Source organism: Paenibacillus paridis, assembly GCF_006345825.1.
Lineage (GTDB): Bacteria > Bacillota > Bacilli > Paenibacillales > Paenibacillaceae > Pristimantibacillus > Pristimantibacillus paridis.
The window spans coordinates 47,560-59,968 of sequence record NZ_VCIX01000066.1; the positions used below are offsets into that span (position 1 = coordinate 47,560).

The window sequence follows — 12,409 nt, forward strand, 5'->3', positions numbered from 1 at the left end:
GGAGGCTACCTCCCCGGAATCGGAAACCCTAAATGCCGATAAGCATTATCCGTTGCCATACGACCGCGAGGGGTCCTCTGCAAAAATCCTATTTGCATTAAATACGGCTCATACACGTCTTCGATGGTCTGGCTTTCTTCCCCTATCGTTGCTGCAATCGTATCGAGACCGACCGGTCTGCCTGCAAAGGTTGTCATCATTGCCTGCAGCATTTTGAAATCGATATGATCAAGGCCCATAGGATCGACTTGGAGCAGTTCCAGCGCGGAGCGTGCGATATCATGCGTAATGACGCCATCGCCGCGAACCTGAGCGAAGTCACGCACTCTCTTTAGCAATCGATTGGCGATCCTCGGGGTTCCACGCGAGCGCATTGCAATCTCAGAAGCGGCTTCTCCTACGATGCCAACGTCTAATATTTCCGCTGTACGCGCCACGATAAAGGCCAGCTCATCCACCGTATAAAACTCCAAACGGCTGACAACACCGAAGCGGTCTCGAAGCGGTGCCGATAAAAGTCCTGCCCGCGTTGTCGCGCCAATCAAGGTGAATGGCGGCAAATCCAGCCGTACCGAGCGAGCACTCGGACCTTTGCCGATCATAATGTCGAGCGCAAAATCTTCCATTGCCGGATACAGCACTTCTTCTACCGTACGATGCAGGCGATGAATCTCATCGATGAAGAGCACATCGCCCTCCTGCAAATTTGTAAGCAGCGCTGCCAGATCGCCAGGCCGTTCAATCGCTGGCCCAGATGTCGTACGAAGATGGACTCCAAGCTCATTGGCAATAATGTTCGACAATGTCGTTTTCCCAAGTCCAGGAGGCCCATACAACAATACATGGTCAAGCGCTTCTTTCCTCAGCTTTGCCGCTTCAATATAAATTTTCAAGTTTTCCTTGGCCTGCGTTTGTCCAATATATTCGGCCAGATAGCGGGGACGCAAGCTTAGCTCCACCGCCTGGTCATCCATCATCAGGTTGGCGGAAATGATTCTATCGTCCATTTGCGTTCATCTCCCTCCGTTAGCCTTTAAACAACTGCTGCAGCGCCCTCTTCATCAACGAATCTACCGATTCCTCCGCCGTTACACTGTGCTGCAATCCATTCCACGCTTTGTCCAGCTCCGGAGCTGTGTAGCCAAGGGCGGCTAGGCCTTCCCTTGCTTCCTGCCACGCCGTTCCTGCCCCTTGCCCCGAGTTTCGGCTCGACGTAAGATCCAAAGCCACGCCTGCTGCCGTAAGGAGTCCACCGTCGAGTCCGGCGCCAATCAGCTTGTCCTTTAAATCCAAGATCATACGCTGTGCCGTCTTTTTTCCGATGCCTGGAAGCTTTGTGAGAAAAGCGATGTTCTCCTGCTGGATCGCTGCAATGACCGCGTCCGGGCGACCCCCAGATAAGATGCCTAAGGCAACCCTTGGCCCAATCCCAGATACCTCCAGCAGCTTGCGGAACAACGTTTGCTCCTCTCTCGACTCGAAGCCGAACAATAAAATAGCGTCCTCGCGGACGTTATGGTGAATGTATACGGTGACAGGCTCTTCTTTCTTAGCAAAAGCGTAAGGGTTTGCCGTAAAAATGCGATAGCCTGTATCCCTTACATCCAGAACAATATATTCCGATTCCAAATGGACAACGGTGCCTCTTAAAAAATCGATCACGAACGCTTCACCTCATTGATTTTCTGGTTCAGTACGACGGAATGAGCATGGCAAATCGCGACTGCGAGCGCATCGGCGACATCATCCGGCTTAGGCACCGCTGAAAGCTTCAGAAACATTTTCACCATTTCTTGCACTTGCTTCTTCTCAGCCTTGCCGTAGCCAACAACCGCCTGTTTCACTTGCAGCGGCGTATACTCCCCAATAGGCAGCCCGCGCTGCGTCGCAGCTAAAATAATAGCGCCTCTGGCCTGTGCCACATCAAACGCTGTCGTCACATTCCGGTTAAAAAACAGCTTCTCCACACCGACCGTATCCGGTTTGTATTTATCCATTAGAGCACCCGCAGACTCATACACCTGCAGCAACCGCTGCTCGGGCGCTGTGTGCGCTTCCGTCTGAATCGCCCCATACTGCACAGGGGTAAGCTTGTGGCCGATCTTATCTATAAATCCAAATCCAACGATTGCATAACCAGGGTCAATTCCAAGAACGCGCAAACGGACATCTCCTCAAAAGAAGTTTCATAGAAAAATAGGCTTACACCGCATGAACGTAAAGTTGCTTTATCCATTATAGCAAAACTTGGCGTGAATGAGAACGCGCGTTTGATATTTCAGTCATTGGACACAAATAAAGAGACCGCAAGTAGCATTGCGGCCTCAGGTTTATTCATCTCATATCTCATCTCTTGCTGCTAACCGCAAGCGCCCTAGTACGTCGGCCTCATTACCCTTTGATTTGGCTGGGCGGCATAGTCGCTAAAGGTTGACAGCACGCTGTTATACTCATCGATATCGCTAATGCGTATTCCCTTGGAAAGCTCATCCAGCTTGTTCTGCGGCAAACTGCTCTCCATGTAGTGGATATCTAGCTGAAAAAAGGTGCGTACCACCTTCTCTTTTTTGGGAACCCCGTCAAACAGAGCAAGATTGCCTTTCTTGTCCACGCTCATGTAAGCATTTGCTTTGCAATGCTCAGACAAATCTTCAATGTGCAGCTCAACATTTACGGTACCCTGTTGTTCATTCAGATCGGCTTTCCAATCCGAATATCCATGCAATAGCTGCAGCACCTGCTTATTCATCATTCGGCCAAGCGGCTTGGATTCTTCTCCGCAAAGATAGACGCGCCTGAGTTGGACGGTGAGCGGCTGCTGTTGCTGCTCCAAAGCTTTAATAACGCTGCTTTGCTGCTCATCAAGCGCCGGCGCCGCCAGTACATGCCCGGCATTTATAGCAGCAAGCCCGCCAAGCAGCAGGCTAAACCATATGGCGCCAAGCGACCACGTAGGGCGTCGATTTCTTCGAAGCCGTTTCTTTAAATTTTTCCAAAGGCTGAATACCATCATGGGGATAACCCCTTCATTATATTTTTTGATAGTATGCGCCAGTGTTACATAAATATTCAAATGATTATTTTTTATCATAATCTGTATGCATCCTGCTGCAAAGAAGCGAGTCTTTTTCTTATGGAATTTTAAGCAAAATTCATTACGTAAAACAGATACAGTCTGCTATTGAAACAAAAGCAGCCCCAAAGGTCGCAAGCGACTTGGGACTGCTTTATTGGTCGTTTTAACGATTTAACCAAGGCTGATTGCCACGATTTTTGTTCGGGCGGCTAGTTACGGTGCGGATAACTGCTTTTTTGGTATTTTTACGCTTTACGGCCGTTTTCGTCGCAACTGGCGTTTCCGCCTCTACATCAGAAAGCTTTGCTGAGGCGGGATCAGATCGGTTGCCCTTGCATCCGCAATCCGATTGATCCTGATTAGCAGCGCCTGCGGTTTGCGGCCAGCTCGGATATGGTGAATATGGCATTTGTGCTCCATATCCGTAACCGTATCCGTGATGAGGCTGCATGCCGGCTGGAGAGACCGCTCCTCCATGGCCATAACCGTATCCATAACTCGGCTGCATACTCTCCGGGGAAACCCAGCCTTGATTCGGTTGTTCCGCTAGTGGCGATACCCAACCTTGATTCGGTTGTTCCGCTAGTGGCGATACCCAGCCCTGATTCGGTTGCTCCGCTAAAGGCGATACCCAGCCTTGATTTGGCTGCATCGCTAGCGGCGATACCCAACCTTGATTCGGCTGCGTTGCAAGCGGCGACACCATTCCTTGGTTCGGCTGCGTCGCTAGCGGCGATACCATTCCTTGGTTTGGCTGCGTCGCTAGCGGCGACACCATTCCTTGGTTTGGCTGCGTCGCTAGCGGCGACACCATTCCTTGGTTTGGCTGCGTTGCTAGCGGCGACACCATTCCTTGGTTTGGCTGTGTTGCAAGCGGCGATACCCAGCCTTGATTTGGAAGCGCAGAGGCGCCCGCTACCATTTGGCTGTTTTCTTGCGCTCCTTCTACCATTGGATGACCGTAGCCCCAGCCGGAGCCAGCGCCAAGCGTCATATTAGGGGAAGGATAGCTGCCTACGAGAACCGTGCCTGGAGGACATTCAAACGGTGCATCATGGCTGTCGCCCAGCGGACTTACGGTATTGCCGAAAGGTACCGGCTGCTGCCAGTTTCCGTAGCCATAGCCAGGTCCGGTTTGCGCTGGGCTTACCTGCTGGTGTCCATAGCCATGCCCCGTTTGTGCCGGGCTAACCTGTGGCTGGCCATACCCATAGCCCATTTGCGCCGGGCTTACTTGGCTGTGCCCATAGCCGTAGCCCATTTGTGCGGGACTGACCTGTGGCTGGCTATACCCGTAGCCGCTGTGTATAGGCTGTTGGGTGAATGGCGATACCGACTCAGGAGCCTTTGGCAAATCATACAATGATAGCGCCTCTGTAGCTGGCACGCCATATTGTTTAAATAAATCGACATTTGGCTTATATTCGGAATGAATGGGTTTAAGCTTCTTCTCTACAGGCTTCTCGATCGGCAGCGCTTTTTTCGCAGGCTCAACAGCTGCTGCTTTAGGGGCTGGAAGAGGCGCTGGCGTGACCGGTTTTACAATAGGAGCAGTCGGTTTCTTCTCTTGTACAGGCGCAACAGGCGCTATAGGAGCTGTTGGCGTCTTGCCCTCTATAGGTGCCGTCGGCGTTTTGCCCGCAATTGGCGCAGTAGACGTTTTGCCTGGATTCGGAGCGGTAGAAAGTTTTCCGACCCAGCCCTGAACCCCCTGCATAATCGAAGAAGGATGCAAGGCGTGGTTGCCGCCTCCGCCTTGCCCTGTTCCGAGCGCCGTGCCTTGCATGCCTGGCACCTCTTGCATCGTTTGGCCAGCTTTAGGTATGTTTACGACTTCGCCCGTCAGCAGCACATTCGGATTTTTGAGCTGCGGGTTCGCTTTAATCATATCCGCAAGCGGAACGCCCCATGCTTTCGACAGCTTCCACAGCGTATCCCCTTGCTTTACGACATGCTGATGCATGATGTCCATGCCGCCACCCGCGCCTCCTCCATGGCTTGAAGGAATTTTCAACTTCAGGCCTACATCAATGACGTCCGGGTTCGTGATGCCCGGATTCAGCTTTAAAATCTCTTCCAGCGAAACGTTATACTTTTGCCCGATGGAGTATAAGGATTCGCCATTTTTTACAATATGGATTTTCACTCGCCGTTAACCTCCTGTCACGTTCTAAATAACATGGCACTGCTAATGCCTATTATCAATCCTTACATCCTATGCAGAATATGGGCAGGTGTCTCCTCTTTCACAAAAAAAATAGTAAAAAAGCCGAGCTCACCCCTAAGGTGGACCCGGCTTCTCTTCAAGCATTTGTATGTTTCATGTTACTTTTTGAATTCGGTAAAGCTAGGATAGCTTCCTAGTATGCGAACCTGACAGCCAATCGCTTCAATTTCCTGAAGGGCTGACGGCAGCAGCACCGTATCCAACGCCATCTCGATGTCGATGAAAAAATAGTAATTCCCGAGCTTCTTCTTCGTCGGTCGTGATTCAATGCGGGATAAGTTGATCTTCCTCCAAGCAAATGCCGAAAGCACCTGATGAAGCGCGCCTGGGAAGTCCTCAGGCAGCGTTATTAAAATGCTCGTCTTGATTTTATCGGATTGAAGTGCCTTATAGGGCTCTGAGCCAACTAGCAGAAAGCGGGTGTAATTGTTATCGTGGTCGGTAATTCCACTTGCAATCACGTCCAGCTTTTCGTTGGCGGCGGCAGTCATCGTACCGATTGCTGCCCAGCCGGCGTCCGGGTTTTTTTGAACAATCCGTACGCCCTCGGCCGTACTGCTTACATGCTCCGTAACGGCGTGAGGCAAATGCGTGCGCAAAAACTGCAGGCACTGCGCAATCGCCACCGGATGGCTGATGACTTTAGTGATTCGTGAATAATCGATTGCTTCCGCAACATCCGTCAGTTCCGATTTGCGGCCAATGAGATTTTGGATAGATGGGTATACCCATTCGGCCTGTATAGGGATATCCACCTCATGCACGAGCCAATCCATATGCAAACTAACGGAGCCTTCAATCGTATTCTCAATCGGAATGATGCTATAATCGCTTATCCCATTCACGGTTGACAAGAACACATCCGAAATTAGCCGATGATGTTTATAATTGATTTCTTCTTCGCGAAAAAAATGCCTTGCCGCTTCGTCCGAAACAGAGCCGGCCGGCAGTACTGCTATCGTCTTCATACCTTAACCTCTCCTCTTATACGATCCGGAAGCGGAATGGCCGGCTGGCTCGTACGGTCCTCCACTGTAATTTGCGGACCACTGCTGCATGGCGCAAGCCATAACGTCTTCGCCTCAATTCCCTCTTGCTTCAACGTATCCAGCAGAAACTGCTCCAAACCGCGATTAGCCGCCGCTGCATCAGCCGTTGCGGCCTCTTCAACGAATGCGATCAGCGTCGGCCCTGCTCCGCTTAGCGCAACGCCCAGCGCGCCATGATCCACGGCGCGCTCCAATATGGTCGCCATGCCGGGAATCAGCGCTGCACGATAAGGCTGGTGCAGCCTGTCCTTCATCGCATGGCGGATGATGCCGAGCTCGCCGCTAGCTAGCGCCGCCACGAGCAAAGAGCTGCGGCCGACGTTGAATACCGCGTCTGCCATGCTAATTTGCGACGGGAGCGCATGGCGCGCCTTCTCCGTCGACAGCTGGAAGGCCGGGATCGCAACCAGCGTCTTCAGCCTATCATGAGGCTCAATCCGCACGTAATCCGCATGCTCCCCGTCCCAAGCGGAAACAACGATGCCGCCGAACAGCGATGCGCCTACATTATCAGGATGCCCCTCTAACGCCGTTGCCATTTGAAACAGCTTATCATCGGTCAATGGGCTGCCAATCAGCGCGTTGGCGGCTACCAGAGCGCCTACAATCGCCGAAGCGCTGCTGCCAAGTCCACGCGTCAGCGGAATATCGCTATGCATGGAAATCGACAGCTCAGGAATTTCCACGCCCGCCTCTTTGAAGACGAGCTGAGCCACTTTATAAATTAGATTCGACTTATCTTTCGGCAAGCCTTTCATTTGATCGCCATAAAATTGAAACTGGGTCTGCTCAGCCACGCTTAGCTCGATCCAGGCATATAAGGAAAGCGCCATGCCAAGCGTATCGAAGCCTGGACCTAAATTTGCCGTGCTTGCGGGTATCTTTACAATGACTCTGCGATTATTCATGGGCTTACCCTTCTACGCGGTAGACGCTCTTCACTTTGTGAACGACTTCCAGCGATTCAAACGTTGCAAGTACCTTCTGAATAGCCGCTTTGTTTGCATCATGCGTGATGACGATAATCTCTGCTTCAGGATTCGAAGGCGTCGGCTGCTGCAGCACGGATTCCAAGCTAACTTCGAAGTCCGCGAAAACTTGCGTGATGCGAGCGAGAACGCCAGCGCGGTCAGCTACTTTCAGCAGCAAGAAATATTTAGAGGAGATTTGCTCATCCGTTTTCAGCTTCTTCTCTTTGTAAGCCAAGCTGCCTTGCATGCCGTTTACGCCAAGCTTCAGGTTCTTCACAACGGCTACCAGATCGGATACGATCGACGTTGCCGTTGGCAGCTCGCCTGCTCCTGCGCCATAGAACATCGTTTCGCCTACCGCCTCGCCGTACACATAAACCGCGTTGAATACGCCGTTGACCGATGCGATCGGGTGGGATTGCTTGACCATGGTTGGCTGTACGCTGATGCTGATCAGGTCATCCTGACGCTCTGCGATGCCGAGCAGCTTCACTTCGTAGCCAAGTCGCTTCGCATACAAAATATCTTCTTTCGTTACAGAAGAAATGCCTTGCACCGATACATCCTCAAGCGCAACGTTGGCGCGGAAGCCGATGGTGGCAAGAATCGTCATTTTACGCGCCGCATCAAGTCCCTCGACATCCGATGTCGGATCAGACTCCGCATAACCAAGCTCCTGTGCTTCTTTCAGCACATCTAGGTAAGAAGCGCCTTCTTGGCTCATTTTTGTCAAAATAAAGTTTGTTGTCCCGTTCACGATACCCATGATTTTGTTGATCCGATCGGAAGAGAACCCCTCTACCAGCGTACGGATAATCGGGATCCCGCCCGCGACGCTAGCTTCATAAAGAACGTCACAGCGATTCTCTTGCGCTTTCGCCAATATTTCCGGTCCGTGCAGCGCCATTAAATCCTTATTGGCTGTCACGACGTGCTTACCAAGAGACAAGGCTTCCAAAATGTACTCCTTCGTCAGGCCAATGCCCCCCATTACCTCAACGATAACATCGATGTCAGGATGACGGATGATATCCCAAGGATCCTCTGTCAGCTTATCCGGATCGATAGCGATATTCCGTGCCTTCGCCTTATTTTGAACAAGTACCTTTTCAATAACGATCGGGGAGCCGACTTGGCTTGCCAAATCCTCCTGATGCCCTTCAACAATGCGGACGACACCTGTTCCAACTGTACCAAGACCCAATAAACCTACTTTAACTGGCTTCATATATACCCTCCATTATTTGCTTTATTATCCTTGCCCGATGACCGAGGCCTTGCGTACGCCAGGTTGGCTGCGGAGCAATTCGACCAGCGATGACAGTTCTCCGGAAAGCTGCGAAATATCGACGGAGATGACGACGTTGGCGAAGCCCTGCAGCGGGATGCTTTGATTCATCGTCAGCACATTCCCCTCAACACTGGCAACCATGCTGATGACATTGGAGAGTACGCCTGAACGATGCTCCAGATCCATGGAAATCGTCGCAATGCGTTCGCGCTCCAGCTCATTCAGCGCATATACGCCATCTTTATACTTATAAAAAGCGCTTCGGCTAAGGCCCGCGCGTTCCACCGCTTCATGTACGGTAGCCGCCTCGCCTCTGCTAAGCATCTCTTTCACTTGTATCGTCTTCATGATCGCTTCCGGTAAAATGTCCTCCCGAACGACATAATAACGTTTAGTCACTATTCGTCCTCCTCAAAAAGACAATTGTTCACCTATAGTGGACATTATATCGAATATTACAGCTTGGGGCAATAGGCAAAAAAAGAAAAGACGGCTTTCGCCGTCTTCAATCGTACATATAGGCTTGTGCTTCCTAGCCATTTGGATTGTAATCGCTGCCTTCGAAAAATTCGAACGCAAAGTCGCCGATTTGAACCATGTCGCCGTCTTTGGCGCCCATTTTGCGAAGCTCCGCATCCACGCCCATTTTACGCATCGTGCGCGCAAAGCGCATAACTGCATCGTAAGACGTCAGATTCATCCGCTTCATGTACTTATCAATGCCTTCGCTGACAATGACATACACTTCGTCTTCTTTATGAATGGCAAAGGTCGTTTCGTCACGCTTCTCGTAGGTGTACACCTTACGTTCTGCAACGTCCTTCACGTCCTCAATTTCCACTTGCTCTGACACAGTGTCCAGAACATCAGCAGCTTTGTAAAGCAGCTCCTGCACCCCTTGCTTCGTGAGCGAAGAGATCGGCAAAATTTCATACTGGCGGTCGCCGCTTACTTCAGCAAGCTGCTGCTTGAACAGCTCCAGCTGTTCTGCGGAGTCCGGCATGTCCATTTTGTTCGCTGCAATAATTTGCGGACGATCAGCCAGCTTCTCGTTATAGAGCACCAGCTCTTCGTTGATTTTCACCCAATCTTCAAAAGGATCGCGTCCTTCCGAAGCAGACATATCGATAACATGGATGATAACCCGTGTCCGCTCGACATGGCGCAGGAATTCATGGCCTAATCCGACACCTTCATGCGCCCCTTCAATCAAGCCGGGTAGATCGGCCATAACGAAGCTTCGGCTATCGCCCACATCAACAACACCCAGGTTAGGTGTAATCGTCGTAAAATGGTAAGCGCCGATCTTCGGCTTAGCGCCCGAAACAACCGAGAGGAGCGTAGATTTACCTACACTTGGAAAGCCGACCAAACCAACGTCTGCCATTACCTTAAGCTCCAGCACGACCCAGCGCTCTTGGCCTTCTTCTCCGTTCTCCGAAATGTAAGGAGCCGGATTGTTTTGGGTAGCGAAGCGAATATTGCCGCGTCCGCCGCGTCCGCCCTTCGCTATAACGATTTCCTGCCCATGACGCGTTAGGTCCGCAATAATTTCCTGCGTATCGTCATCAACAATGACCGTACCTGGCGGGATGCGAACGATCGTATCCTCAGCTCCTGCACCGTGCATGCTTTTTACTTTACCGCGTTCGCCGCGGTTTGCCTTGAAATGCTTCTGATAGCGGAAATCCATAAGCGTACGAAGCCCTTCATCCACTCGGAAAATCAAGTCTCCGCCTCGTCCGCCGTCGCCGCCGGCTGGACCGCCCTGCTCGACATACTTCTCACGGCGGAAAGAGACGATACCATCGCCACCGTCGCCGCCTTTTACAAATATCTTCGCTTTATCGACAAACATGTTGTGCCCCCGTTCATGCGCGCATTTCCGCCCTCAGCAGCACCTTTGCATATGGCTGCTCGAAGTTGATCGGCTGCATTAGCGCGCCTTCCAACTGCTGTTGTATTTTTTGCTTCCATTGCTGCTCATTCATCAGTTCACCGTCATAATAGAAGGCTGCGTACAGCGCTTCCTCGTCAAGCGACAGCTCCAGCGTAAGAACAGCAGCATTGCCATAGCCAGGCTTCGCCGCAAACCGATAGGCGTTAATCGTATGAATGAGCGTTTCGGCTATTTGATCGGCATCTGCCGTTATTTCATTTAAATGGATATCGCCTTTAATAACGACCTGCAGCTCCAGCGTGTTCGATAGCGTACGAAACGATTGAATGTAGCTAATAAGGGATGGAACGCCTAGCTTGGAGATGCTGCTCTCCACTGCCATCCGTTCGCTTATTTTCTCCACATACTCCGCCGCTTTATCCAGCTTCTTAAGCCTGATATAACCAAACACAACCTGCAGATCATTCATCCAGTCATGACGATGATGATTGAGCGTACGTATTCCCGAATTTTGCAACGAGTGAATTGTCCTAGCCGTTCGCTCCGCATGCTCTTTCCGTTCCGTTCTCACCCAGTATGTTGCAGCAGCTATAAGCCAAACGAGAAAGACAGCAGTTAACCACACTTTAGTAGGCCAAATTAGTACGGCAGCGCAAGGCAAGATAATGGATGCCGCCGCGTAATATTTAGCTGTTGTTAAGCGCCCCATCGATTAAACCTACTTTCTCTGTATTTCCTAGCTTATCCAGTATATCATGCTGCTGTCCCACGGTCATTAACCTCGAAATAAAAAAAACCGGCCTAGCGATGCAGGCCGGGGCTTGGTGCATATAACGTTTGTTTTACGCTTCTACTGCTGCAGCTACCGGAGCAAGAACAGCTGGATATACGCTCACTTTTTTGCGGTCGCGTCCCCAACGTTCGAACTTCACTACGCCTTCTACTTTTGCATAAAGCGTATCGTCTTTCCCGATGCCTACGTTAGTACCTGGGTGAATTTTTGTTCCGCGTTGGCGAAACAAAATGCTTCCAGCGGATACGGTTTGACCGTCAGCACGTTTAGCGCCAAGGCGCTTCGACTGCGAGTCACGTCCGTTCTTCGTGGAACCAACACCTTTCTTCGAAGCGAAAAGCTGAAGATTCAGTTTCAACATAGTTATTCCCTCCCTTATAAAGGATTGTGAAGCAATTCTTGAATGACGACATGTTTGCCGTATGATTTTGCGATAGTGTCAAGCATAACCGCCATCGATTCCAGCAGCAGCTGCATCCGCGCGTCAGAAGCCTCGTCCGCCAGCGCCGGAATATCCGACGAAAGCCAGCCGTTCTTCATCTTGACGGGGAGCTCTTCTCCTGCCAAAGCTTCGATCGCGTTAACGGTACCAACCGAAATGGCCGATACGCCCGCGCAAACGATATCTTTGCCGGGCTTCGCATATTTAGCATGTCCTTCGACTGCAAAAGATACGATGCGTCTGTCAGCGGCTCTCCGTACAAAGGTAACGTTTATCATCGAAATTCCTATTACGCTTGGATTTTCTCGATTGTTACTTTTGTGAACGGTTGACGATGACCTTGCTTACGACGGTAGTTCTTTTTGGCTTTGTATTTGTAAACGATGATTTTTTTGGATTTGCCTTGTTTCTCGACTTTACCTGTTACTGTAGCGCCGGATACTACCGGAGTTCCAGTTACAAGACCGTCACCTTTAGAAACCGCCAAAACACGATCAAACGTTACGCTCTCGCCTGCTTCAGAATCCAGTTTTTCGATGTAGATAACATCGCCTTCCTGAACTTTGTATTGCTTTCCGCCTGTTACGATGATTGCGAACATAGTTGGTGCACCTCCTTATTTTCGAAGACTCGCCTAATTCAGGTGGTCTGCAGCTTGCG

Annotated in this window: 14 protein-coding genes and 1 other annotated feature (1 of these 15 cut by a window edge); all 14 genes read right to left on the reverse strand. The window is 50.9% G+C overall.

Annotated elements, in window-relative coordinates:
- Positions 1-5 precede the first annotated feature (5 nt).
- Positions 6-1,007: a Holliday junction branch migration DNA helicase RuvB gene (gene ruvB, locus FJQ58_RS03035; protein ID WP_139990961.1), complete on the reverse strand. Its 1,002-nt coding sequence runs from the start codon at positions 1,005-1,007 to the stop codon at positions 6-8.
- A 19-nt stretch (positions 1,008-1,026) separates the two neighbouring features.
- The gene (gene ruvA / locus FJQ58_RS03040) at positions 1,027-1,662 is read right to left on the reverse strand and encodes a Holliday junction branch migration protein RuvA (RefSeq protein WP_139990962.1); all 636 of its coding nucleotides are present in this window, start codon (positions 1,660-1,662) and stop codon (positions 1,027-1,029) included.
- Complete coding sequence (gene ruvC, locus FJQ58_RS03045) at positions 1,659-2,162, reverse strand: crossover junction endodeoxyribonuclease RuvC (RefSeq protein WP_139990963.1); 504 nt, start codon at positions 2,160-2,162, stop codon at positions 1,659-1,661. Before ruvC ends, ruvA begins: the two co-directional genes overlap by 4 nt.
- Before the next feature lie 212 nt (positions 2,163-2,374).
- Positions 2,375-3,013 carry a BofC C-terminal domain-containing protein gene (locus tag FJQ58_RS03050; protein ID WP_162341271.1) on the reverse strand — a complete coding sequence of 213 codons (639 nt, stop codon included), beginning with the start codon at positions 3,011-3,013 and terminating at the stop codon, positions 2,375-2,377.
- A gap of 226 nt (positions 3,014-3,239) precedes the next feature.
- Complete coding sequence (locus tag FJQ58_RS32825; protein ID WP_238403750.1) at positions 3,240-5,222, reverse strand: LysM peptidoglycan-binding domain-containing protein; 1,983 nt, start codon at positions 5,220-5,222, stop codon at positions 3,240-3,242.
- 179 nt (positions 5,223-5,401) lie between these two features.
- Entirely contained in the window at positions 5,402-6,271 is an 870-nt protein-coding gene (pheA, locus tag FJQ58_RS03060) for a prephenate dehydratase (protein WP_139990965.1), read from the reverse strand.
- Positions 6,268-7,260 carry a homoserine kinase gene (gene thrB, locus FJQ58_RS03065; protein WP_139990966.1) on the reverse strand — a complete coding sequence of 331 codons (993 nt, stop codon included), beginning with the start codon at positions 7,258-7,260 and terminating at the stop codon, positions 6,268-6,270. Before thrB ends, pheA begins: the two co-directional genes overlap by 4 nt.
- 4 nt (positions 7,261-7,264) lie before the next feature.
- Positions 7,265-8,551, reverse strand: coding sequence for a homoserine dehydrogenase (locus FJQ58_RS03070; protein ID WP_139990967.1), 1,287 nt, complete (start codon positions 8,549-8,551; stop codon positions 7,265-7,267).
- A 24-nt stretch (positions 8,552-8,575) separates the two neighbouring features.
- Positions 8,576-9,013: an ACT domain-containing protein gene (locus FJQ58_RS03075; protein WP_139990968.1), complete on the reverse strand. Its 438-nt coding sequence runs from the start codon at positions 9,011-9,013 to the stop codon at positions 8,576-8,578.
- Positions 9,014-9,146: 133 nt separating this feature from the next.
- The gene (obgE, locus tag FJQ58_RS03080; protein WP_139990969.1) at positions 9,147-10,472 is read right to left on the reverse strand and encodes a GTPase ObgE; all 1,326 of its coding nucleotides are present in this window, start codon (positions 10,470-10,472) and stop codon (positions 9,147-9,149) included.
- Positions 10,473-10,485: 13 nt separating this feature from the next.
- Complete coding sequence (locus FJQ58_RS03085) at positions 10,486-11,223, reverse strand: Spo0B domain-containing protein (protein ID WP_139990970.1); 738 nt, start codon at positions 11,221-11,223, stop codon at positions 10,486-10,488.
- 133 nt (positions 11,224-11,356) lie between these two features.
- Positions 11,357-11,668, reverse strand: a complete 312-nt coding sequence (gene rpmA, locus FJQ58_RS03090; protein WP_053374800.1) for a 50S ribosomal protein L27 — start codon at positions 11,666-11,668, stop codon at positions 11,357-11,359.
- A 14-nt stretch (positions 11,669-11,682) separates the two neighbouring features.
- Positions 11,683-12,027: a ribosomal-processing cysteine protease Prp gene (locus FJQ58_RS03095; RefSeq protein WP_139990971.1), complete on the reverse strand. Its 345-nt coding sequence runs from the start codon at positions 12,025-12,027 to the stop codon at positions 11,683-11,685.
- An 11-nt stretch (positions 12,028-12,038) separates the two neighbouring features.
- Positions 12,039-12,350: a 50S ribosomal protein L21 gene (gene rplU / locus FJQ58_RS03100; RefSeq protein WP_138752392.1), complete on the reverse strand. Its 312-nt coding sequence runs from the start codon at positions 12,348-12,350 to the stop codon at positions 12,039-12,041.
- 15 nt (positions 12,351-12,365) lie between these two features.
- Positions 12,366-12,409 (reverse strand) — a sequence feature (ribosomal protein L21 leader region) (it continues 46 nt past the right edge of the window).